General features: G+C 71.2%; 15 protein-coding genes. 6 read left to right on the top strand and 9 right to left on the bottom strand.

What is annotated here, in order from left to right; genetic code table 11:
• Positions 1-113 precede the first annotated feature (113 nt).
• Positions 114-1,127 (bottom strand): LacI family DNA-binding transcriptional regulator, encoded by a 1,014-nt coding sequence (locus CCO02nite_RS11120; RefSeq protein WP_146843209.1) that lies wholly within the window; start codon positions 1,125-1,127, stop codon positions 114-116.
• Positions 1,128-1,313: 186 nt separating this feature from the next.
• Here CCO02nite_RS11120 and CCO02nite_RS11115 point away from each other — a divergent pair, with 186 nt between their 5' ends.
• From CCO02nite_RS11115 to CCO02nite_RS16230, 5 genes are all read left to right on the top strand, one after another.
• The gene (locus tag CCO02nite_RS11115; RefSeq protein WP_146843208.1) at positions 1,314-3,338 is read left to right on the top strand and encodes a beta-galactosidase; all 2,025 of its coding nucleotides are present in this window, start codon (positions 1,314-1,316) and stop codon (positions 3,336-3,338) included.
• A 136-nt stretch (positions 3,339-3,474) separates the two neighbouring features.
• Entirely contained in the window at positions 3,475-4,740 is a 1,266-nt protein-coding gene (locus tag CCO02nite_RS11110; protein ID WP_146843207.1) for a sugar ABC transporter substrate-binding protein, read from the top strand.
• A gap of 80 nt (positions 4,741-4,820) precedes the next feature.
• Complete coding sequence (locus CCO02nite_RS11105; protein WP_146843206.1) at positions 4,821-6,431, top strand: ABC transporter permease subunit; 1,611 nt, start codon at positions 4,821-4,823, stop codon at positions 6,429-6,431.
• On the top strand, positions 6,431-7,333 hold the full coding sequence (locus tag CCO02nite_RS11100; RefSeq protein WP_146843205.1) for a sugar ABC transporter permease: 903 nt from the start codon (positions 6,431-6,433) through the stop codon (positions 7,331-7,333). Before CCO02nite_RS11105 ends, CCO02nite_RS11100 begins: the two co-directional genes overlap by 1 nt.
• Positions 7,334-7,418: 85 nt before the next feature.
• Positions 7,419-10,130, top strand: a complete 2,712-nt coding sequence (locus tag CCO02nite_RS16230) for a glycosyl hydrolase 53 family protein (RefSeq protein WP_146843204.1) — start codon at positions 7,419-7,421, stop codon at positions 10,128-10,130.
• 76 nt (positions 10,131-10,206) lie between these two features.
• Here CCO02nite_RS16230 and glgB read toward each other — a convergent pair whose 3' ends face one another.
• The 6 genes from glgB to CCO02nite_RS11065 all read right to left on the bottom strand — a co-directional run bounded on the left by glgB (position 10,207) and on the right by CCO02nite_RS11065 (position 19,249).
• The gene (gene glgB / locus CCO02nite_RS11090) at positions 10,207-12,396 is read right to left on the bottom strand and encodes a 1,4-alpha-glucan branching protein GlgB (protein ID WP_146843203.1); all 2,190 of its coding nucleotides are present in this window, start codon (positions 12,394-12,396) and stop codon (positions 10,207-10,209) included.
• 77 nt (positions 12,397-12,473) lie between these two features.
• On the bottom strand, positions 12,474-13,310 hold the full coding sequence (locus CCO02nite_RS11085; protein ID WP_186812673.1) for a LacI family DNA-binding transcriptional regulator: 837 nt from the start codon (positions 13,308-13,310) through the stop codon (positions 12,474-12,476).
• Positions 13,311-13,404: 94 nt separating this feature from the next.
• Entirely contained in the window at positions 13,405-15,933 is a 2,529-nt protein-coding gene (locus CCO02nite_RS11080) for a glycoside hydrolase family 2 protein (RefSeq protein WP_146843202.1), read from the bottom strand.
• A gap of 80 nt (positions 15,934-16,013) precedes the next feature.
• Positions 16,014-16,832: a carbohydrate ABC transporter permease gene (locus CCO02nite_RS11075; RefSeq protein ID WP_246117494.1), complete on the bottom strand. Its 819-nt coding sequence runs from the start codon at positions 16,830-16,832 to the stop codon at positions 16,014-16,016.
• On the bottom strand, positions 16,829-17,788 hold the full coding sequence (locus CCO02nite_RS11070; RefSeq protein ID WP_146843200.1) for a carbohydrate ABC transporter permease: 960 nt from the start codon (positions 17,786-17,788) through the stop codon (positions 16,829-16,831). Before CCO02nite_RS11070 ends, CCO02nite_RS11075 begins: the two co-directional genes overlap by 4 nt.
• Before the next feature lie 96 nt (positions 17,789-17,884).
• A complete protein-coding gene (locus tag CCO02nite_RS11065) occupies positions 17,885-19,249 on the bottom strand; it encodes an ABC transporter substrate-binding protein (RefSeq protein WP_146843199.1) in 1,365 nt (454 codons plus the stop codon).
• A 204-nt stretch (positions 19,250-19,453) separates the two neighbouring features.
• Between CCO02nite_RS11065 and CCO02nite_RS11060 the strand changes: the two genes are divergently transcribed.
• Positions 19,454-20,683, top strand: a complete 1,230-nt coding sequence (locus CCO02nite_RS11060) for an ROK family transcriptional regulator (RefSeq protein WP_146843198.1) — start codon at positions 19,454-19,456, stop codon at positions 20,681-20,683.
• A gap of 258 nt (positions 20,684-20,941) precedes the next feature.
• Here the strand turns inward: CCO02nite_RS11060 and CCO02nite_RS11055 are convergent, their stop codons facing one another.
• Both CCO02nite_RS11055 and treS read right to left on the bottom strand, forming a co-directional pair.
• Positions 20,942-22,255 carry a phosphotransferase gene (locus CCO02nite_RS11055; RefSeq protein ID WP_146843197.1) on the bottom strand — a complete coding sequence of 438 codons (1,314 nt, stop codon included), beginning with the start codon at positions 22,253-22,255 and terminating at the stop codon, positions 20,942-20,944.
• Between the two features lies 1 nt (position 22,256).
• Positions 22,257-24,089 carry a maltose alpha-D-glucosyltransferase gene (gene treS, locus CCO02nite_RS11050; RefSeq protein ID WP_246117500.1) on the bottom strand — a complete coding sequence of 611 codons (1,833 nt, stop codon included), beginning with the start codon at positions 24,087-24,089 and terminating at the stop codon, positions 22,257-22,259.
• Positions 24,090-24,093 lie beyond the last annotated feature (4 nt).

Below are 24,093 nucleotides of genomic sequence, written 5' to 3'. Positions count from 1 at the left end.
CGGCGCTCGACATCGGTCACTAAGCGAATGGCACGAGTCAGGTCTGAGGCCGTGGGTCTGAGGCCGTGGGTCTCGAGCGGGCTGCTGCCAAGTAGCCGGCGAGGTCCGATCGCTCAGGTCGAGGAGCGGACGACGAGGGTGGCGGGCATCGTGACCGCCTTCGGGGCGCTGCCCTTGATCTGCTCGATGAGCATCTGGACCATCTCGGCGCTGATGCGGTCGAAGGGTTGATGCATCGTCGTCAGGGGAGGGTCGAGCGTGTCGGCGAGTCCGGAGTCGTCGAAGCCGCCCAGCGCGACGTCGTCGGGGACGGTTCGGCCTGCACGGCGCAGGGTGACGAGGGCGCCGGAGGCCATGAGGTCGGAGGCGGCGAACACCGCGTCGACGTCCGGCACGCGCTCGAGCAGCTCTGCCATCGCGGCCTGCCCCGACTCGGCGCTGTAGTCGCCGTGGGCGACGTAGCGGTCGTCGTAGGCCTCGCCCAGCTCGGCTCGATAGCCCTCGAGCCGGTAGCGCCCGCCTGGCGTGTCGAGGGGGCCCGTGATCGTCGCGATCTTCGTGCGACCGCGGGAGCGTAGGTGGCGCACCATCTGCCGGGCGCCGCCCGACTCGTCGACCGAGACCCACGCCTCGGGTGCGTGGTAGCCGAGCGGGATGCCGCACGCGACCGTGGGAACACCCTCGTCGTGCAGCCAGCCGATGAGCGGCTCGTTCTCGTGCGACGAGATGAGCAGCACGCCGTCGACGTGGCCGGCGCCGACGTAGGCGGCGACGTTCTCGCGCTCGGTGGCCGTGCCGGCGACCAGCAGCACCAACGTCATGCCACGTTGCGTGGTCGCCTCGGCGGCACCGCCGAGCAGGGTCGAGAAGTTGGGGTCCGAGAAGAGCAGGCGCTGAGGCTCGGTGAGCAGGAAGGCGATCGAGTTGCTGCGCCCGGTGACCAGGCTGCGCGCGTGCGGGTTGGCCCGGTAGCCGGTGGTCCGGATCGCCTCCTCGACCGCGAGGCGCGCCTCCTCGGAGACCCAGTGCCCGCCGTTGATCACACGCGAGACGGTTCCGCGGGAGACGCCGGCGGCGTCGGCGACGTCGCGGATGGTCGGGCGTCGGCGCCCAGGGGTGACACTCACAGTGCCTGACTGTAGCCCCTGTGCGCCGTTTCTGGACCCATGGAGCGCTCTCAAACTGTGCACGGTCACAGGTCGATAACGAATCGGTTGCGCCTACTGGTGGGGACCCCTGGGCCTGTGCCTAACATGTGCACGTTCACAGGCAGTGACCGTGCACAGTCGCACGGTGAGACCCGACGGAGTGTCATGGCCCAGAGCTGGCCCACAGGCGACGCGATCGCGTTCGGTGGCGACTACAACCCCGAGCAGTGGCCGCGTGACGTCTGGCACGAGGACGTGGCGCTCATGCGCGCGGCCGGAGTCAACCTCGTCAGCGTCGGCATCTTCTCGTGGGCACGCATCGAGGTCAGCGAGGGCGTGTTCGACTTCGGCTGGCTGGACGACGTGCTCGACCTGCTGCACGCCAACGGCATCGCCGTCGACCTCGGCACCCCCACCGCCGCTCCGCCTGCCTGGTTCTACGCGAACTACCCGGAGGCCCGGGTCGTGACGCGCGACGGCGTCACGCTCGGCTTCGGCTCGCGCGGCGCCGTCTCCCCGAGCGCCCCCGCGTACCGGGAGGCCGTCGCCCGGATCGCCGGCGCGCTCGCGCAGCGCTACGCCGACCACCCGGCGGTCGTGCTGTGGCACGTGCACAACGAGTACGGCGCGCCGGTGGGCGAGGACTTCTCGCCGGCGGCGGTGGCGGCGTTCCGGGAGTGGCTGCAGGAGCGCTACGGCTCGCTCGAGGGGCTCAACGCCGCGTGGGGGACCGCGTTCTGGGGCCAGCACTACACGGCGTGGGAGCACGTCGGAGCCCCCGCAGCGACAGCCTCGGTCGCGAACCCGGCGCAGCGGCTGGACTTCGCGCGGTTCACCGACCACCAGCTGCGCGCCTGCTTCGTGATCGAGCGCGACGCGATCCGCGCGCACGCCACGCAGCCGATCACGACGAACTTCATGGCCACGGAGTGCCCGACGACCGACCTGTGGGCCTGGGCCGGCGAGGTGGACCTGGTCTCCAACGACCACTACCTCACCGCGGCCGACGAGCGCGGCTTCGTCGGGCTCGCGATGGCCGCGGACCTGACGCGGTCGGTCGCGGGCAACCGACCGTGGCTCCTGCTCGAGCACTCGACGTCGGCCGTCAACTGGCAGCCGCGCAACGTCGCGAAGCGGCCCGGCGAGATGGCTCGCAACGCGATGTCGCACCTCGGCCGCGGGGCCGACGCGATCATGTTCTTCCAGTGGCGGGCCTCGCGCTCCGGCGCGGAGAAGTTCCACTCGGCGATGCTGCCGCACGCGGGCACCGACTCCCGGGTGTGGCGCGAGGTCGTCGAGCTCGGCGGCGCCCTCGAGCGGCTCGCGCCCGTCGTCGGCTCGCAGGTGCGCGCGGACGTCGCGATCCTGTGGGACACCGAGTCGTTCTGGGCGCAGGACCTCGAGTGGCGTCCGTCGGTCGACGCGCGGCACCGCGAGCGGGTCCGCGCGTACTACGAGCGGCTGTGGCGTGACGGTCGGACCGTCGACTTCGTGCAGCCGTCGGCCGACCTGTCCGGCTACCGCCTGGTGGTCGCGCCCGCGTCGTACCTGCTGCGGCTCGCGGATGCCGCCAACCTGGACCGCTACGTGGCCGCCGGCGGCACGCTGCTCGTGTCGTACTTCTCGGCGATCGTCGACGAGACCGACGCGGTGCACGTCGGCGGGTTCGGGGCTCCGCTGCGCGACGTGCTCGGTCTGACGGTCGAGGAGTTCCAGCCGCTGCGCGCCGGCGAGCATGCCGCGGTCGCCTGGGGCGACGAGCTGCTCGCGTCCGACGTCTGGCAGGAGGACATCAAGCTGGCGGGCGCGCAGGTCGTCGCACGCAACGTCGGCGGTCCCGCCGCCGGCGGTCCCGCGGTCACGCGGAACGAGCACGGGGACGGCGCGGCCTGGTACGTCGCGACGCGACTCGGCATCGACGCGCTCGCGCCGGTGCTCGAGGCGGTGTACGCGGACGCGGGCCTGACGCCCACCAACCTGCCGAGTGACGTCGAGGTCATCACTCGGCACGGCGACGACGCGGACTTCGTCGTCGCGATCAACCACACCGCCGAGGACGTGAAGCTCGACCTCGGCGATGGTCAGGAGCTGCTCGCGGCCACCTCGGTCACGGGCGCGCTCGACCTGGCCGCCGGTGCGACTGCCGTGCTCCGCACGGATCAGCGACCGGGAGGTGATCGCCCGGTCTGATCCCGTGTGCGGCGGCGCCACCGCCGTCGATCCGCTCCATCCCGCACGACCCTTCAGTTCCACCAGTAGTTCGGTTCGTCGCAGCGTCGCGACCCCGTCGGGGACGCGTGAGGCGACACCTATCGGAAGGACTCCCATGCGCAAGTCCCTGCTCACCGCCGCCGCAGTGGTGGCGGCCGTCTCGATGCTGACCGCGTGCGGCGGCGGCGACGACAACGACACCCCGGCCGAGACCACCTCGCCCACGCAGGCCGAGTCGGAGGCGCCCGTCAGCGCGACCGGCTCGCTCACGATCTGGGTCGACGAGAACCGCAAGCCCGCCGTCCAGGCCGCGGTCGACATCTACAACGAGACCAACCCTGACGTGAAGGTCACGCTGGTCCAGAAGAACTTCGAGGACATCCGCGCGGACTTCCTCGCCCAGGTCCCCACCGGAGAGGGCCCGGACATCACGATCGGCGCGCACGACTGGCTCGGCGGCCTCATCGTCAACGGCGTGGTCGACACGATCGATATCGGCGACAAGGCGGGCGAGTTCGAGACGGTCGCCACGCAGGCGTTCACGCAGGACGGCCAGATGTACGGCCTGCCGTACGCGCTCGAGTCCGTCGCGATCGTCCGCAACACCGCGCTCGTCGACTCCACGCCCGCCACCTGGGACGAGATGATCGCCATGGGCAAGGCGGCCGGCACCAAGTACCCGTTCGTCATCAACGTGAACGGCACGACCGGTGACGCGTACACCTCGTACGCGCTGCAGACGTCGTTCGGCGCCCCGGTGTTCAAGCAGAACGAGGACGGTTCGTACACCAACGAGCTCGGCATGGCCGGCCCCGAGGGCTTCGCGTGGGCCGACTTCCTCGCCGCCAACGGCATGAAGGGCACCGGCAACTTCAGCACGGACTGGACGTACGACGTCGCGAACCAGGAGTTCTCCTCCGGCAACGCCCCGTACACGATCGCCGGTCCGTGGGCGATCCAGACCTACAAGGACGCGGGCATCGACGTGGCCGTCGACCCGATCCCGTCCGCGGGTGGTCAGGATGCCGCACCGTTCGTCGGCGTGCAGGGCTTCTACCTGTCGGCGCAGAGCCAGAACAAGCTCGTCGCCAACGACTTCCTGGTGAACTACGTCGCGACCCCCGAGGTCATGAAGGCGCTCTACGACGCCGACCCGCGACTGCCTGCGATGTCGTCGGTGGCCGACCAGGTCGCGTCCGACCCGATCGTCGCGGGCTTCCTCGCCGCGTCGAAGACCGGTGCGCCGATGCCGTCGATCCCCGAGATGGGCGACGTGTGGGAGTACTGGAACGCCGCTGAGTCCTCGATCATCTCCGGCACGGCGACCGCGAAGGACGCCTGGACCAAGATGATCGCCGACCTCGAGGCGAAGCTCGGCTGATGTCGCCGGCCGGCGGCGGGGCAACCCGCCGCCGGCCGCACGGCACCGACCCGCCGACCCGTGAACAGTCCGGAGGACTCATGATCACCGACCCGAAGACCGCGCCCCCGCGCGAGGTGGACACCAGGGTGTCCCACGCTCGTCGCTGGGACGGCCGCGGCTGGGGCTTCGTCGTCAAGCTCGCGCTGATGGCACTCGTCAACGCCTTCGGCGTCATGGCGATCTGGTCCGCGTACCTGCAGCGGTCGTGGGCCGTGCTCGGGCTCATGCTCGTGCTCGTCGTCGCGGCCGACTGGGTGTACTTCACCAAGCGCGCGGTGCCGCTGAAGTACATCCTTCCGGGACTGTCGTTCCTGGTGCTCTTCCAGCTGTTCACGATCGGCTACACCGGCTACGTGGCCATGACGAACTACGGCACGGGCCACAACGGCACGCAGCAGCAGGCGGTCGACGCGCTGCTCATCCAGAGCGAGCAGAAGGTCGAGGGCTCGCCCTCGTACCCGCTGACGATCGTCGAGCAGGGCGACGAGCTCGGCTTCGCGATCGTCGACGAGGGCGTGGTCAAGGTCGGCACGGCCGAGGACCCGCTCCAGCCGGCGCCGGACGCCACCGTCGAGGACGGCCGCGCGACCGCGGTCCCGGGCTGGGAGGTCGTCGACCGCGGGACGTTGATGAGCGACGCCGCGTTGCAGAACGAGGTCCTGGCGCTGCGTGTACCGATCTCCGAGGACGCCGACGACGGCTCCGTCCGGACGCGCGAGGGCACGACCGGTCAGGTGTACCACTCGACGCTCGAGTGGGACCCGGCCGCGCAGACCATGACCGACACCACGACCGGTGTCGTGTACTCGGCCACCGACGAGGGCCTGTTCGTCGCCGAGGACGGCACCGCTCTCGCGGTCGGGTGGCGCGTGTTCGTCGGCTTCGAGAACTTCACCAAGGCATTCACCGACGACACCTACTCGGGTCCGCTGCTCAAGATCACGGCCTGGACGTTCGTTTTCGCGTTCTTCAGCGTCGTGACGAGCTTCCTCATGGGCCTCGTGATGGCCCTGATCTACAACGACCCGCGGGTGCGCGCCCGCCGCGTGCTGCGGATGCTGTTCATCCTTCCGTACGCGTTCCCCGCGTTCCTCTCGGCACTGCTCTGGAAGGGCATGCTGAGCGCCAACCCCGACTACGGCATCGTCAACAAGCTGTTCTTCTTCGACGCCCGCATCGACTGGCTGAACGACCCGTTCCTGGCCAAGGTCTCGCTGATCGCCGTGAACCTGTGGCTCAGCTATCCGTACTGGTTCCTGGTCTGCACGGGCGCGCTGCAGTCGTTGCCCGACGACGTGCTCGAGGCCGCCCGCATCGACGGTGCCGGCCGGTGGCGCACCTGGCGCGCGATCACGATGCCGCTGCTGCTCGTCTCGACCGCGCCGCTGCTCATCGCGTCGTTCGCGTTCAACTTCAACAACTTCACGCTGGTCTACATGCTGACCGGCGGTGGACCACGGTTCACCGACACGTCCGCGACGCTCGGGGCCACCGACATCTTGATCTCGATGGTGTATCAGATCTCCGGGGTCTCGGGCGGTCGGGCTGACTTCGGCCTCGCGAGTGCCCTGTCGATCGTCATCTTCGTCATCATCGGTGGCATCTCCGCGCTGATGTTCCGCCGCACGCGCAAGCTCGAGGAGGTCTGATGTCCGCCGTGATCACCGAGACGGTGATGGAGCGCAACGAGGCGATGCGGACACGCTCGCGCCGCCGGCGCTGGATCACCGAGGTGAGCTGGAAGTACCTGCTCGCGATCGTCATCGTCGGGTACGCGGTGTTCCCGCTCGTGTACGTGCTCTCGGCCTCGCTCGCGAGCTCCGGGACCCTGACGGGCTCCACCGAGCTGTTCCGCAGCATCTCGAGCGCGAACTACAAGGCACTCAACACCACCATGTTCTGGACCTGGGCCGGCAACAGCCTCGTCATCGGCACCGTGACGGCGATCGGCTCGGTGCTCATGGGCGCCGCGGCCGCGTACGCGTTCTCGCGGTACCGGTTCTACGGCCGCCGGGGGAGCCTGACCGGCCTGCTGGTCATCCAGATGTTCCCGCAGATGCTCGCGTTCATCTCCATCTTCCTGTTGCTCATCGCGCTCGGGAACGTCATTCCTGCGCTCGGCCTGGACAGCAAGCTGGGCCTCGTCGCCGTGTACCTCGGCGGCGCGCTCGGGACGAACACGTTCCTCATGTACGGGTTCTTCAACAGCGTCCCGCGTGAGCTCGACGAGGCCGCCAAGATCGACGGTGCGACGCATGCGCAGATCTACTGGGGGATCATCCTGCGTCTCGTGACGCCGATCCTCGCCGTCGTCGGACTGCTGTCCTTCATCTCGACGTTCGGTGAGTTCATCCTCGCGCGGGTGATCCTCACCTCGGAGGACAACTGGACGCTCGCCGTGGGCATGTACGGCTGGGTCTCCGACCAGCTGTCGGCCAACTGGGGCCTGTTCGCTGCGGGCGCCGTGATCGCCGCGCTGCCGGTGCTGATCCTGTTCCTCTTCACGCAGAAGTACATCGTCGGGGGGCTCACCTCCGGCTCCGTCAAGTAGCCCCTCGGGGCTTCCCCTCCGGCGGTTCCGACCCGCTGCCGGCAGCTGTTCGACCAACGACGTTCGATCCGAAAGGGACACCGCTGTGTCAACACTGCCTCGCCGACTTCGTGCTGCCGCCTGCCTGGCCGCCGGGTCCATGCTCGTCGTCGCGGCCCCGGCCGCGGCGACCGACGACGCCCCGGTCGAGGCCGGCATCGTCGTCAAGAAGATCGAGAACCTGCCCGAGGGCTTCATGCGGGGTGTCGACGTCTCGTCGGTGCTCTCGCTCGAGGAGAGCGGTGTCGTGTTCCGCGACACCGGCGGCGCACCCGCCGATCTGTTCGACGTGCTGGCCGACGCCGGCGTGACGGACGTGCGTGTGCGGGTGTGGAACGACCCGTACGACGCCGAGGGCAACGGGTACGGCGGCGGCGACGTCGACGTGGACCGGGCCGTCGAGATCGGTGAGCGGGCGACCGCGGCCGGCCTGGGTGTCGTCGTCGACTTCCACTACTCCGACTTCTGGGCGGATCCCGGCAAGCAGACCGCACCGAAGGCGTGGACCGCGCTCGGCATCGACGACAAGGCCGCGGCGGTCGAGCAGTTCACGCACGCCGCGCTGCAGGAGCTCGTCGACGCGGGCGTCGACGTGGGCATGGTGCAGGTCGGCAACGAGACGAACAACGGGGTCGCCGGCACCACGTCGTGGGACGACCGGGCGGCGATCTTCTCCGCCGGCAGCGCCGCCGTGCGCGACGTGCTGCCCGACGCGCTCGTCGCGCTGCACTTCACCAACCCGGAGACCGCCGGCCGCTACGCCGACTACGCGCAGCAGCTCGACGCGCGCGGCGTCGACTACGACGTGTTCGCGTCGTCGTACTACCCGTTCTGGCACGGCACGCCGGCGAACCTGACGGCCGTGCTGGGCGAGGTCGCGGCGGACTACGGCAAGAAGGTCATGGTCGCGGAGACGTCGTGGGCGTCGACGCTCGAGGACGGCGACGGGCACCCGAACACGGTGCGCGCCGGTCAGAACGACACCGGGCTGGCCTACCCGATCAGCGTGCAGGGCCAGGCGACCGAGCTGCGCACCGTGATGCAGGCGGTCGCGGACGTGCCGGACGGCATGGGCATCGGGGCGTTCTACTGGGAGCCCGCGTGGCTGCCGGTCGGCCCGGCGTCGCAGGTCGAGCAGAACAAGCTCCTGTGGGAGGAGTTCGGCTCCGGCTGGGCGTCGAGCTACGCGGGGGAGTACGAGGACGACGCCGCGCAGTACTACGGCGGTTCGTCGTGGGACAACCAGGCGCTGTTCGACTTCGCGGGCAACCCGCTCGAGTCGCTGCAGACGTTCCGGTACGTGCTCACCGGTTCGACCGCGCCGCGTGCGGTGTACTCGATCGCGCCGGTCGACGTGACCGTGCGGTCCGGTGACGCTGTCTCGCTGCCGACGACCGTGTCCGTCACGTACAACGACGAGACCGTCGAGGACGTGCCTGTGACCTGGGCCGACGTGCTCGACTGGGTGCGCGGTCCGGGTGCGTACACCGTCCACGGCGTGACCCGTGACGGCGACGCCGTGACGGCCTCCCTGACCGTCTCCGCGGAGCTGCTGCCCAACGGCGGCTTCGAGACGAACTGGGGCGACGGCTGGACGATCGACTGGACCAACGCCCCCGTCAAGGAGGGCGCCGGCAACCAGCACGGTGGCGCGATGGCGGTCAACTTCTGGAGCGCCGGGGTGTACTCGTTCACCGGGAGCCGCACGGTGACGGGCCTGGCGCCCGGCACGTACGACGTCTCGATGTGGGTGCACGGCGGCGACGCGCCGACGGGCACGGTCGCGCTCGTCGCGACGACGTCCAACGGCACGACGAGCGCGCCGGCGACCCTCGCGGGCTGGCTCGTCTGGAGCCACCCGACGGTGACGGCCCAGGTCGGCGACGACGGCGCGCTCACGGTGGCCTTCACCGGGACCGACCTGGCCGGCGGCGCGTGGGGCTGGATCGACGACGTCTCGGTCGTCGCCGCGAGCGACCCGGTGGTGCTGGACACGGCCGCGCTCGACACCGCACTCGCCGCGGCCCGGGCGGTGGACCCCGCCGGGTACACCGCGGAGTCCGTCGCCGCACTGGACCACGCGATCGCGGTCGCCGAGTTCTCCGCGGCGGGCAGCACCCGCACGCAGGAGGACGTGGACGCCATCACCACGCTGCTCACCGACGCGCTCGCCGGGCTGCGGCTCGTGTCGAGCATGTCGGCGACGCTCGTGTCGTCGAACGTCACGACGGGCGAGAACCCGCGTGTCGCGGTGCGCGTGACTGCGTCGCGTGCGCCGACCGGCACGATCACCGTGGACTACGGCACGGGGACCAAGTCGGTCGCGCTGCACGCGGCCCGCAACGGTGTCATCACGGTCGCGCTGCCCCACCTCGCAGCGGGACGTCACGTCGTCGCCGTCGCGTACAGCGGTGACCGCAAGGTCGCGGCCGCGGCTGCGGCTCCGGTGACGCTCACGGTGGTCAAGACGCCCTCGACGGTCAAGGCCGCACTGGGCCGGACCGTGGTGCCGAGGTCCGAGACCACCAAGGTGACCGTGATGGTGCGGGCGGCCGGCGTGGCCGCGCCGACCGGCAAGGTCACCGTCCGCGTCGGCGGCAAGACGGTCGTCGCGGTGCTCACGCCGGCCGACAAGGGTCGCGCGAAGGTGCAGCTCCCGGTGCTGCCGGCAGGGAAGTACACCGTGAACGTCGCGTACGCCGGGGATGGTTCGGTCAGGGCGGGCACCGCCACGCCCTTGACCCTGCGCGTCCGCTGACGGCACAGCCGTCAGGCGGGACGGCAAGAGGGCGGCGATCGGGTCGGGTCGCCGCCCTCTTGTTCTGCGTCCGGGCTCAGGCGGGCTCGGGTGCGCGCAGGATCACGGCACCGAGCGGCGGCACCCGGACCGACGCGGAGTACGGGCGGCCGTGGTGCGGGTCGGGCAGCGCGTCGACCGCGCCGAGGTTGCCGACGCCCGAGCCGCCGTAGTCGGGCGAGTCGGAGTTGAAGACCTCGGTCCAGCGGCCACCACGCGGCAGAGCGAGCCGGTACCCCTCGTGCGGGATCCCGGCGAAGTTGACGATCACCACGACGTCCGGGGTGTCGACGCCCTTGCGCAGGTAGACGAGCGTGTTGCGGTCGGCGTCGTCGGACGCGATCCACTCGAAGCCGTCGGGCGTGTGGTCGAGCTGCCAGAGCGCGGGCGTCGCGCGGTACAGCGCGTTCAGGTCCCGCACCATGCGGTGCACGCCCGCGCGCAGCGGGTCGTCCAACGCCCACCAGTCGAGCGAGTGCGACTCGGTCCACTCCTCGGGCTGCGCGAACTCCTGCCCCATGAACAGCAGCTGCTTGCCGGGGTGGGTCCACTGGTAGGCGAGCAGCGTGCGCACGCCTGCGGTCTTCTGCCAGTGGTCGCCCGGCATGCGCGCGTACAGCGAACCCTTGCCGTGCACGACCTCGTCGTGCGAGATCGGCAGGATGTAGCGCTCCGAGTATGCGTAGACCATCGAGAACGTGATCTCGCCGTGGTGGTAGCGCCGGTGGACGGGCTCCTCCTGCATGTAGCGCAGGGTGTCGTTCATCCAGCCCATGTTCCACTTCAGGCCGAAGCCCAGGCCGTTGTAGCTCGTCGGCGCCGTGACGCCCGGCCACGCGGTGGACTCCTCGGCGATCATGATCGTGCCGGGAGCGCGCCGGTAGGCCGTCGCGTTCGTCTCCTGCAGGAACTCGAGAGCGTCGAGGTTCTCGCGGCCGCCGTACTTGTTGGGCCGCCACTGGCCGGCCTGGCGTGAGTAGTCGAGGTAGAGCATCGAGGCGACGGCATCCACGCGCAGGCCGTCGACGTGGAACTCCTGCAGCCAGTACACGGCGTTCGCGACGAGGAAGTTGCGCACCTCGTTGCGGCCGAAGTTGAAGACGTAGGTGCCCCAGTCGGGCTGCTCGCCGAGCAGCGGGTCCGGGTGCTCGTACAGCGCGGTGCCGTCGAACTGTGCGAGCGCCCACGCGTCCTTGGGGAAGTGGCCGGGTACCCAGTCGACGATGACGCCGACGCCCGCGCGGTGCAGCGTGTCGATGAGGTAGCGCAGGTCGTCGGGGTGGCCGAAGCGAGACGTCGGCGCGTAGTAGCCCGTGACCTGGTAGCCCCACGACGGGGCGTACGGGTGCTCGGCGACCGGCAGGAACTCGACGTGCGTGAACCCGAGGTCGACGACGTACTCCGTGAGCTGCTCGGCGAGCTGGCGGTAGGACAGCCCCGCGCGCCAGGACCCGAGGTGCACCTCGTAGACCGACATGGGTCCGGTGTGCACGTCGTGCTGCGAGCGGGCTGCGATCCACTCGTCGTCGGACCAGGTGTAGGCGGACTCGACCACGACGGACGCGGTGGCCGGGGGGACCTCGGTGCCACGCGCCATCGGGTCGGCCTTCTGCCGCCACGAGCCGTCGGGCCCGAGGAGCTCGAACTTGTAACGGGCACCTGCGCCGATCCCGGGGACGAACAGCTCCCAGACACCCGAGTCGCCGAGCGAGCGCATCGCGTGCGACGCGCCCTGCCAGTAGTTGAAGTCCCCGACGACGCGCACCGCGCGCGCGTTGGGCGCCCAGACCGCGAACGCGGTGCCGTGCACGTCGCCGAGCACGCTCGGGAAGGTGCGGGTGCTCGCGCCGAGCACCTCCCAGAGCTGTTCGTGGCGGCCCTCACGGATCAGGTGGCGGTCGAGCTCCTGGACGGTCGGCAGGAACCGGTACGGCTCGTCGCCGAGCGTCGTCGAGTCCCCGTAGGTGACCTCGATGCGGTAGTCGGGCACCTCCTCGCCGGGGAGCACGGCCACCCAGATGCCGTCCTGCTCGTGCCGCGCGGGCACACGCGTGTCCGGGGTGATCACGACGACGGCGTCCGCGAGCGGTCGCAGCGTCCGGATGGTCACCGCCCCGACGCCGACGTGGGCGCCGAGGACGCCGTGGGGGTCGAACCAGGAACCGTGAGCGACAGCGCTCAAGGTGCCGGGATCGACGTGGACCGGGGCAGGGACGGCCGGGCTCATGCGTCTACCCAACCACCTGAGCGCCCTCGGTGCAGGCATGTCGCGCCCGTGGCCCCGGGCGGGGCCCGCGACCGCGGTCAGGCCGGCGCGGGTCCCGTGCTCCCACGTGTGACGAGCCGGGGCGCGGGTGCCGTGACCGAGACGCGTTCGCCCGCGAGCAGGGCCAGCACGCCGTCCGCGACCTGCTCGCCCATCGCGTGCACGTCCAGGCTCATGGCCGACAGGGGCGGCCGCGAGAGGCGGCACAGCGCCGAGTCGTCCCAGGCGAGCAGCGAGACGTCCTGCGGCACCGCGAACCCGAGGTCCGTGGCCGTCTGCAGGCCCGCCACCGCCATCACGTCGTTGTCGTAGACGATCGCCGTCGGGCGGTCGGCCGAGGTCAGCAGCTCGCGTGTGGCACGCGCGCCGGACTCCTCCTGGTAGTCCCCCTCGACGACGGTGCCCCGTGCGCCGCGCTCCGCGCACTGCTCGAGGAACGCCTCGGTGCGCGTGCGGGTGTGCGCGAGCGACGCCGGGCCCGAGACGCGCGCGAGGCGCGTGTGCCCCAGGTCGACGAGCGCGCGCACCGCGTCCCGCATCGCGCCGCCGTTGTCGATCCAGACGTTCGCGAACCGCGCGTCCCGCGTGGGCCCGCCGACGACGACGGCGGGCAGCCCGAGCCCGGCGAGCGCGTCGAGACGCGAGTCGTGCGACTCGACGTTGACGACGACGACGGCGTCGACCCCGCCCGTGCTCCACCGGCGGTACGCGGCGATCTCGGCGGTGTGATCGGGCACCACGTGCAGCAGCAGCGATCGGTCGTCTCCCGACAGCCGCTCCTCGATGCCGGAGATGAGCTCGGCGAAGAACGGCTCGATCCCGAGCAGGCGCGACGGGCGGGCGAGGACGAGCCCGACGGCATCGGCGTGTGTCACGGGCCCGAGCCTAGCGAGGCCGATGCGCTCCCCAGGGTGCGGGACGGGCCGCCGGTGCGTGCGCGGCCCGTCCCGACGCCCGTCCCGATGCCCGTCAAGACCCCGCGGCGGCGAGCGCGGTGACCACCACGTCGTTCGCGCACCGCAGCACGGGGGAGGACGTGAGCGCGGTCGGGTCGAGCACCGCGTCGGTCCGGACGCGGAACGTGACGCTCTCACCGGCGGTGAGGTCCACGAGCGCGTCGTCGACGCTCGCCGCCGGGTCGAGGCGGTCGACGAGCAGCGTCACGTCGCGCGCCAGCGAGCGCGCCGTGACCGTGACCTCGAAGCCGTCCGACGAGGGTGCCACGCTGGCGGCGAGCGCGTCCGGGTCGAGGGCGAGGTCCACGTCGTCGCGCCAGACGTGCACCGCCCGCTCGTCGTCCAGCCCGACGACGAGAACCTCCAGCGACGCGTCGTCGGGCGACGAGACGGTGGCGGGCAGCGTCAGGACGCCCACCGCTCGCGCCGGGACGTCGACGACGAGCGACTCGCGCGCCAGCACGACGCCGTCGAACCGTTCACGGGTCAGGGTCGCGTGGCCGCGCCACGGGTGCGCGGTGTCGTTGACGACCGCCAGCGCGAGGCCCTCGTCGCGCGGCTGCACCGTGAGCAGACGGGGCGCGTGCGCACGGCGCAACGCCCACCACAGCGGCTTGACGCGCCCGTCGCCGTCGATCGCGGCCCACGACGTCACGGGCCAGCAGTCGTTGAGCTGCCAGACGACCGAGCCTGCCGTGCGCGGCCACCACGAGCGGTGGTGCTCGACCGCGAGCCGGACCGCGCGCGCCTGGTTGAGCTGCGTGGCCCAGTGCCAGTCGGTGAAGTCGTCGGGTACACCGAGGTGCGGCGCCAGGCCGCGGTCGAGCTTCGCGTTGCCGTCCTCGGCCTTCTGGTGCAGCAGGAAGACCGGGTCGGCCTTGGACCGCACGCCGTCCGCGGGCCGCACGGCGCGCTCGAGCGTCGCCCACGTGGGCGGACCCTGGAACCCGAACTCCGAGCAGAACCGCGGCACGTCGTCGAGGTAGTGCGCGTAGTCGATCCGGTTCCACACCTCCCACTGGTGGGACGTGCCGTGGTCGGGGTCGTTGGGGTGGACCTCGTCCGGCGAGGCGCCGGGGGAGTACGGGCTGTTGTCGCTGTACGACCGGGTGGGGTCCAGCTCCGCGACGACCGACGGCAGCAGGTCGCCGACGTAGCGCCCGCCCCAGCTCAGGTCGCCGAGTGACTCCTTCCAGCCCCAGTCCTCGTGGCCCCAGACGTTCTCGTTGCCGCCGTTCCAGACGACGAGGCTCGGGTGGCTCGCGAGGCGCACGACGTGCTCGCGGGCCTCGGCCTCGATCTCCTCCCACAGCGGGGACTCCTCGGGGTAGGCCGCGCACGCGAGCAGGAAGTCCTGCCAGACGAGCACGCCGCGCTCGTCGCACAGCTCGTAGAAGTCCTCGGACTCGTAGATGCCGCCGCCCCAGACCCGCAGCAGGTTCAGGTGTGCACCCAGCGCCTGGTCGATGCGCGTCGCGAGGCGCTCGCGCGTGATCCGCGTGAGCAGGTGGTCGTCCGGGATCCAGTTGGCGCCGCGGACGAACACCTCCTGCCCGTTGACGACGAGCGTGAACCGCGTGCCGTGCTCGTCGTGCGAACGGTCGACCCGCGCCGAGCGCAGGCCGAGGCGACGAGACCAGCGACCGAGCTCGTCGCCCGTCGTGGTGGTGAGCTCCAGCGTCGCCTCGACGAGTGGCTGCTCGCCGTACCCCACGGGCCACCACACGGGTGCGTCCGGCACCTCGACGACGAGCCGGCTCTCGGTGCGGCCGGGCGCGATCGTGCCGACCTCCTCGTGCCCGCCGACGCCGACCCGCACCGTGAGCGGCGCGTCGCCGCCCGCCAGACCGGAGCGCTCCACGCTGACGTGGAGCTCGATCCGGCCCGTGCCGTCGTCGCCGAGCGTGACCACCGGCCGGACCTGCGCGAGGCGGGCCACCCGCCAGCGCTCGAGCCGCACCGGTCGCCACAGGCCTGCGGTCTGCAGGTCCGGTCCCCAGTCCCAGCCGAACGAGCACGCCATCTTGCGCACCATGTTGTACGGCTGGTCGTAGGCGAGCGGTCTCGGCCCCAGGCGCGTCGCGAGCGCCTGCGCGTGGTGCAGTGCGGAAGCGAGGTCCACGCGGATCGTCGCCGTGCCGGCGACGGCGGCGCGGCGCACGTCGAACCGGTACGAGCGGTGCTGGTTCGCGGTGCGTCCGAGCTCGGCGTAGCGACCGTCGCCCTGCACGACGCCGACCGTCGCGACCGTGTCGAGGCCGTCGAAGGCCAGGTCGACGCGCTCGTCGTCGGCCGGCGGGGCGAGGCTCAGCAGGCGCTCGTAGCGCCAGTCGACGTGCCGCATCCAGGCCAGCGCGGTCTCGTTGCGGTCGAGGTACGGGTCGGGAATCATGCCGGCATCGAGCAGAGCGGTGTGGCTCGTGCCGGGTACGGCGGCCGGGACGCCCGCGTGCAGCGCCCGCGTGAGCTCGGCCGGGAGCCCGTCGGGTACGCCCGAGGTCGCGGTGAGCGTCCAGCCGTCGGTGAGGTCCTGCGTGTTCATCGGTGTGCTCCTGGGTGGGCGGCCGGGTGTGGGCCGGGTGGTGCGGGCCGGGCGGTGCGCTGGTTCCTCTCGTCGTCGCGCTATTTCGTCGCCCCGGCAGTGAGTCCGTTGTAGATGTAGCGCTGCAGCAGGAGGAAGCCGATCAGGGTGGGGAGCAGCACGACGACCACCCCGGCACAGATGACCTCCCAGTCGGCGGAGAACGGTCCCTTGAACCGGAACAGCGACGTCGAGATCACCCCCAGGTCCTGGCTCGGCATGTAGAGGAACGGCACGTAGAACTCGTTGTAGATCGCGATGCCCTTGATGATCACGACCGTCGCGATCGCGGGCTTGAGCAGCGGGAAGATGATCCGGTAGAAGATCGTCAGCCGGTTGGCACCGTCGAGCGTCGCGGCCTCGTCGAGCTCGCGGGGGATGGAGCGCATGAACTGCACGAAGATGTAGATCGACACGATGTCGGTGCCCATGAACAGGACGATCGCCGCCCACCGGGTGTTGAACAGCCCGAGCTGGTTGACCACCTGGAACGTCGCCACCTGGGTCGTGACCGCGGGCACGAGCGTCGCGAGCAGGAACAGCGCGAGGACGACGCCGCGTCCCCGGAACTCGAACCGGTCGATCGCGTAGGCCGTCATCGAGCCGATCACGATCGTGCCGACGAGCGAGAGCACCAGGATGATCGTGGTGTTCACGAAGCCTTGCGCCATCTTCCCCTTGGTGAACGCGGTGACGTAGTTCTCGAGGTCGAAGCCGGTCGGCAGGTCGAGCGGCCCGCTCGTGAGGAACTCCTGGTGCCCCTTGAACGAGCCGAGCACGATCACGGCGATCGGCACCACGGTCACGAGGCACGCCGCGACCAGCGTCAGGTACTTGAAGGTCCGGGCGAGGGCGCTCACGACAGGTCCACCTTCTCGTCGGGGACGACGCGGCGCTGGATCCACGTCACGACCAGCACGATCGCCAGCAGCACCACGGCCATCGCGGACGCGAGGCCGAACTTGGAGAACTTGAAGGCCATGTTCACGGTCTGGATGACGAACGTCATCGAGCCGTTGGCGCCCGCCGTCATGACGAACGGGATCTCGAACACCGACAGCGAGCCGGCGATCGCGAGGATGAACGACAGGCCGATGATCGGCTTGATCCCCGGCGCGATGATGTAGCGGAACTGGTGCCACCTGTTGGCGCCGTCGAGCTCGGCGGCCTCGTAGACCTGACCGGGGATGGACTGGATCGCGCCGAGGAAGAGCACGAAGTTGAGGCCGGTGTACCGCCAGACGCTCGTGCTGGCGAGCGAGACGTTGACGATGTCCGGGTTGCCCAGCCACTGCTGCTGCAGGCTCTCGAGGTCGAACGCCGCGAGCAGCGAGTCGAGCGTGCCGCCGGGCTTGAAGAAGTAGATGAAGATCAGCCCGATCGCGACCCCGTTGATCAGGTACGGGAAGAAGATCATGCCCTTGAAGAAGTTGCGGAACCTGGTGCGGAACGACAGCACCGTCGCGAAGTAGAGGGCGAGCGCGATCTGCAGGAACGACGCGGCGAAGTAGTACAGGCTCACGTAGAAGACGCGGAACAGCTCGGGCCGTGTGAAGACCTCGACGTAGTTGTCGAACCCGACCCAGTCCTTGGTCTTGTCGAGCCCGTCCCACGACGTGAACGAGTAGTAGAACATGTTGACGACGGGGATGTAGGTGAACGTCACCAGGAGCGCGATCGGGGCGAGCAGGAACAGGTACGGCGTCAGGCGCAGGCCCGACCGGCGTCCACGCCCGGCCACCCGGGCGTCCCGGGTCTCGCGTCGGAGGCGGCGGGTCTTGAGCGTGCGCATCAGCGTCGGTGAGGTGTTGGCCATGAAGTGCACTCCTGCGAGGGGTTCGCGGGTCGCGGGGAGGGTCGACGCGGGGCGACCGGTCCGGCCCCGGAGGAACCGGACCGGTCGCCCGGTTCGTCAGCCGGCCACGGTCGCCCGCGCGGCGGCCCACTTCGCGTCGAGGCTGTCGAAGTACTCCTGCTTCGACTTGCCCTCGCCCGCACCCCGCGCGTTGTCGACGAGCGCCTTGCGGTAGTCGGGCGACCAGAGCCCGATCTCCGCCGCGCTGTCGATGTCGTTGAGCAGCGACTCCTTGCCCGCCGGCGCCGGGTTCATCTCGATGAACTCGACGCCCGCGGCAGTGAAGTCCGCGAGGTTGGCGGGCAGCTGGCTGTCGACCAACGGGGAGATGCCGCCCTGGTCGTCGGCGAACCCCGAGTCGTGGTTGAACCAGTCGATCCACGCCCGGGCGGTGACCTTGTTGTCGGAGTGGACGTTGATGCCGAGGTTGTAGTCGCCGCCGATGATCGCGTGGAACGTGCCGTCGACCTGGTACGGGAACGGCATGTACCCGATGTCGTCGGCGGAGCCGCCGGAGTCCGTCGCGGCCTGCTGCATCTGCACGATCGCCCACGAGCCGAGGACCATCGCCCCGATCTTGCCGGTGCCGAGCAGGTTCTTCGACGGCTCCCACGACGTCGTCGTCGGGTCGGCCTCGGTCAGGCCCTGCTCGACCGCGTCCCACAGGAGCGAGTCGATCACGTAGTGGTCGGTCCCCTCGGCCCACGGTGCGTCGTCCTGCGCGAACAGGTTGTCGAAGTCGGGGTCCGCGCTGATCTCGCCGCGGTGCGACTCCCACTGCGTCAGCGGCCAGCCGTCGGCGTAGTTGGTGTAGAGCGGGTCGACGTCCGGGGCGGAGTCCTTGATGGCCTTGAGGTCCTGGAGGAACTCGTCGGGCGTCGTCGGCAGGTCGGTGATGCCGGCGTCCGCCCAGACCTTCTTGTTGTAGACGATGCCCTGCGTGTTCCCGACGACGGGGATGCCGTAGGACTTCCCCTCGAACGACTTCGGGGCGAGCATCCGGTACTCGGTCGACATCGCGGCCTGGTCGCCGAGCGGCTCGAAGAAGTCGGGGAGCTGGTCGGGGTTGACGGTGTTCACGATCGCGAGGACGTCGCCGTAGTCCTCGGTGTTCATCCGGGTCTTGACCTCACCCTCGTAGTCGGTGATGCCTTCGACCTTGACGTCCGTGACGTCGGGGTACTTCGCCTTGAACTCGCTCACGTACCGGTCGAACGTGCCGTCCTCGACGAGGTCGGTGCGCCACGTCAGGACCGTGATCTCGCCCGCCGGGGCCGCCACGGCGCCGTCGGTCGAGCTGCCGGTGGGGTCGGGCGTGGTCGCCGGGTCGTCGCTGCCGCTCGAGCAGGCCGCCGTCAGCGCCAGTGTCACTCCCGCCGCCAGGGCCAGTGCCCCGCGCCGCCGCTGCTGCTGAGGGAACATGGGTGATCCTCTCGTCGTCCGGCACCTCCGCGTGCCGGTCGTGGGTGGAGGGCTTCGTTGCCGATCCGGGGCCGACGCAGCGTCCACCCCGCTCCGACGGCTATTCTTAGGCAAGAGAATAAAGTTATCAAGACCCCGTACGGTCCGACTCGTCTCCGGTGGTCGATTGCTACGATGACGGCGCCGTACGCGACTGGAGGTTCGATGTCCCACCCCGGGATCGGTGGCTCGCACGTCAGCAGCCGCGCGGCGATCCTCGACGTGATCCGGGCGGCCGGGACCATCTCCCGGGTCGAGCTCACGCAGGTCACCGCCTTCTCGGCGCCCACGGTGTCCACGGTCGTGCGCAGGTTGATCGACGACGGGCTCGTCGTCGAGGTCGGGCAGGGCGAGTCGACCGGCGGCAAGCCGCGCGTCATGCTCGAGCTCGACCCGTCCGCGCGCTACGCGATCGGCGTGCACCTCGACCACGCCGGCATCACCTACGTCATCGCCAACCTCGGCGGCGCGATCGTCGCCCGGTGGCGCCAGCCCGGCGCCGGCTTCGACGAGCCGCCCGACGTCGTCGCACGCGTCGCAGCCGAGATCGACGCCACCGTCGCCCGGATCGGCATCGAGCGCGACCGTCTGCTCGGGTTGGGCGTGGTCTCGCCCGGTCCGATCTCGGCCTCGACGGGCATGACGCTCGCCCCGCCGCTGATGCGCGCGTGGACGGAGTTCCCGCTCGCGACCGCGATCGAGGACGCGGTGGGCCTGCCCGTGCTGCTCGACAACGACGCGACGGCCGCGGCGATCGGCGAGTACTGGTCGGGCGGTGTCTCGACGGGCACCGCGTTCGCCGCGCTGTACATGGGCAGCGGCATCGGCGCGGGCATCCTGGTCGACGGCTCGGTCTACCGCGGGACGAGCTCCAACGCGGGCGAGATCGGGCACATCTGCCTCGACCTCGACGGGCCGGAGTGCTGGTGCGGCGGCCGCGGCTGCGTCGAGGCGCTCGCCGGACCGGCCGCGGTGGTCGCGCAGGCGCGCGAGGCAGGCCTCGAGCTGCCCGGTCGCGGGGTGTCCGACGACTTCGCGCACCTCGCGCGCGCCGCGGCCCGCGGTGCGCCAGCCCCGATGGCTCTGCTCGAGCGATCGGCCGGCTACGTCGCGGTCGCGACGCTGGGCCTGTGCAACGTCCTCGACCTCGCCGAGGTGGTGCTCACGGGCCCGTCCTTCGCACTGGCCGGCTCGCTGTACCTCCCGGTGATCCAGGAGCACCTGTCGCGCTCGTTCTTCGCCCGCGGCAGCCACGGTGTGCGCGTGGGCATCTCGTCGCACGCGCCGGAGGCCGCGGCCGTCGGCGGGGCTGCGCTCGTGCTGCAGGCCGAGCTCGCCCCGCGCACGCGCCCGCGCCTGAAGTCGGAGCCCGCCGAGGCGAGCCTCGCGGGCTGACGCCGCGCCGCGGGGCCGGCCCGCTCGGTGCACGGATGGATGCAGATCCCGGCGGCCCCACCCCGCGGATCCCGCACCCATCCCCGCACCGATCCCTGCACCGATCCCCGCACCTATCCCGGCAGTCGGGCGCGGAGGGCATCGGGCGTGGGTGCAGGCGTCGATGCAGGGCTCGGCGGGTAGACCCCGCCGGTGCTGCATCGACCTCTGCACCGATCGGGTGGGTGGCCGCGCCGGACCTGTCTGGGGGTCGCTGCGTCAGGAGGTGAGGCGGTGCAGGCCGGCCAGGGGGATGGGGAGCCAGGTCGGGCGGTTGCGGGACTCGTAGACGGCCTCGTAGAGGGTCTTGTCGAGCTCGAGCGCGCGCACCAGGACCTCGTCCGACGAGCCCGCGGACGACGACGCGTACCCGGCGTGCAGTGCCGCGCGGGCCGCCGACGTCCACGCCGCGGCGTCCTCGCCCGTGAGACCGCCCACCGCGGCGGCGTAGTCGAACGAGCGCAGCAGCCCGGCGACGTCGCGCACGGCGAGGTCGGGGCGGACGCGGGCCTCGAGCGGGGCCAGCGGCTCGCCCTCGAAGTCGAGCACGAGCCAGCGGCCGCTCGCGCGCAGCACCTGCCCGAGGTGCAGGTCACCGTGCACGCGCTGGCGCGGTGGAGTGGACGGCAGCGCGGCGACCCGGGCGCACGTCGCCTCGACGCCGGCGCGGAACGGCTCGAGCTCGGGGACCGCGGCCAGGGCCCACGCGAACCGGTCGTGCAGGGCGCCGGCCAGGCGTGCGGGGCCGTCGTCGTCCGCGGCGGTCGGGTAGACCCGCGCGAGGGCGTCGTGCAGCCGCGCCGTGACGGCGCCCAGCTCGCGGGCCAGGTCCGCGAACGACTCGTGCCGCCCGGCCATCGCGCACGCGAGCTCGAAGCCGTCCTGCGCGCCCTCGACGAACGCGCTCACGACCCCGAGGTCCCCGACGACCGGCGCGCCGTCCGGTCCCGTCCAGGTCGCCTGCAGCCACGCGCGCGGTGCCGGGACGTCGTCGTCGCCGACCTCGGCCAGCCGGCGCGGCACGTCGATGTCCGGGTTGGCGCCGGCCTGCAGCGCGCGGACGACCTTGAGGATGCCGCGGTCCGGGTCGCCTGCGGCGCCGAGGACCACCGACGAGTTCGACTGCTCACCCGTGATCGGACGCACCTCGTCGAGCGGTACGCGCGCCGCGGTGCCGCCCGGGCCCGTCGCCGCGGCCAGCCAGGCCCGCAGGAACGCGGGGTGCGCGACCGCGTCGACGACCGTGCGGCCGTCGAGCTCGCCGAGCGGGTCCGGCGCGAGCTCGCCGGGGGCGAGCACCGCGAGCGGGACCTGCAGCAACGCGTCCACCGCGCCGGCGCGGGCGCGCACGAGCAGCACGCGCACCTCGACCGCCGGGGCCGCCGCGGCCGGGTCGACCAACGAGATCGTGCCGACGACGACGAGGTCCGCCGCGACACCCTTGACCGGGAACCAGCGCCGCGCGACCAGCGCGGGACCGACGAGCGCGAGGAGGCGTTCGTCGAGCTGGTCGGGCGCCCGCGCGGTCAGCACGTCAGCGCTCCGGCGACGTCGTCGGAGCGGTCGTCGTCGGGGCGGCCGTCACCGGGATGGCGCCGGTGGGGGCGACGCTCGTGGCGTGCGGTGCGACCGTCGTCCTCGGGACCATGGGCGGTGCGGTGCGGTGGTCGGGCGCCGGGGTCAGCAGGAGCCAGAAGAACTCGCGCGAGCCGAGCGTGAACCGGGTGGCGCCGTGCTCGTCGAGGGTGCCGAACGAGGCGCCGCCGAACGCGTCCGTCATCGCCGCGCCCGCGTGGCCCGGCACGACGACGTGTGCGGACCGGGCCGTCGCGGCGAGGTTCGCCACGACGAGCACGGTCTCGTCCTGCGACGTGCGCGTGAACGCGAGCACCGACTCGTGGTCGCTCGAGAGCACCTGGAACTCGCCGAGGCCCATCGCGGGGTGCTGCTTGCGGACCGCGAGCATGCCCTTGACCCAGTGCAGCAGGCTCGTGGGCTGCGCGAGCTGGGCCTCGACGTTGGTGTGCCCGTAGTGGTGCACGAGCGACTGCACGACGGGCAGGTAGAGCTGGCCCGGGTCGGCGGTCGAGAAGCCGGCGTTGCGGTCCGGGGTCCACTGCATCGGGGTGCGGACGGCGTCGCGGTCAGGCAGCCAGATGTTGTCGCCCATGCCGATCTCGTCGCCGTAGTACAGGCAGGGGCTGCCCGGCAGGCTGAGCAGCAGCGCGTGCGCGAGCTCGATCTCCTTGCGGCTGTTGTCGAGCAGCGGAGCCAGGCGCCGGCGGATGCCGACGTTCGCGCGCATCCTCGAGTCGGGCGCGTACCAGCCGTACATCGACGCGCGCTCCTCGGTGGAGACCATCTCGAGCGTGAGCTCGTCGTGGTTGCGCAGGAACGTGCTCCACTGCCCGTGCGACGGGATCGGGGGCGTGTCCGCCAGGATGTCGACGATCTGCGTGGCCCGCTGGTCGCGGATCGCGTAGTAGATGCGCGGCATCACCGGGAAGTGGAAGCACATGTGGCACTCGGGCTCGTCGTCCGTGCCGAAGTAGTGCACGACGTCCTCGGGCCACTGGTTCGCCTCGGCGAGCATGATCCGGCCGGGGAACTCCTCGTCGAGCACCCGCCGGACCGAACGCAGGAACTTGTGCGTCTCGGGCAGGTTCTCGCAGTTGGTGCCCTCGGCCTCGAACAGGTACGGCACCGCGTCGAGCCGGAACCCGTCGACGCCGAGCCGCAGCCAGAACCGGCCCACGTCGAGCATCGCCTCGCGCACGCGTGGGTTCTCGAAGTTGAGGTCCGGCTGGTGGCTGAAGAACCGGTGCCAGAAGTACTGGCGTCGCACGGGGTCGAACGTCCAGTTGGACGTCTCGGTGTCGACGAAGATGATGCGCGCGTCGGGGTAGCGCGTGTGGTCGTCGGACCAGACGTAGAAGTCGCCGTACGGGCCGTCGGGGTCGCTGCGCGACGCCTGGAACCACGGGTGCGCGTCGCTCGTGTGGTTCATCACGAGGTCGACGACGACGCGCATGCCGCGCGCGTGCGCCTGCTCGATGAGCTCGGTGAAGTCCTCGACCGAGCCGTACTGGCTGGCCACCGCGGTGTAGTCGGCGACGTCGTAGCCGCCGTCACGCAGCGGGCTCGGGTAGAACGGCGGCAGCCACAGGCAGTCGATCCCGAGCCACTGCAGGTAGTCCAGCCGGTCGATGAGCCCGCGCAGGTCGCCCGAGCCCGTGCCCGTGGAGTCCGAGAAGCACCGGAGCATGACCTCGTAGAACACGGCCGTGCGGTACCACTGCGGGTCGTCGTGCAGGCCGTCGGCGGGCGTCCCGGGCACGGCGGGCTGGCGTCCCGCGGGCAGCCGGATCTGG

The sequence above is a fragment of the Cellulomonas composti genome (assembly GCF_007990245.1).
Taxonomy (GTDB): Bacteria; Actinomycetota; Actinomycetes; order Actinomycetales; family Cellulomonadaceae; genus Cellulomonas; species Cellulomonas composti.
The sequence above is the reverse complement of the archived record's forward strand: the minus strand, read 5'-3'. Positions and strand labels throughout refer to the sequence as shown.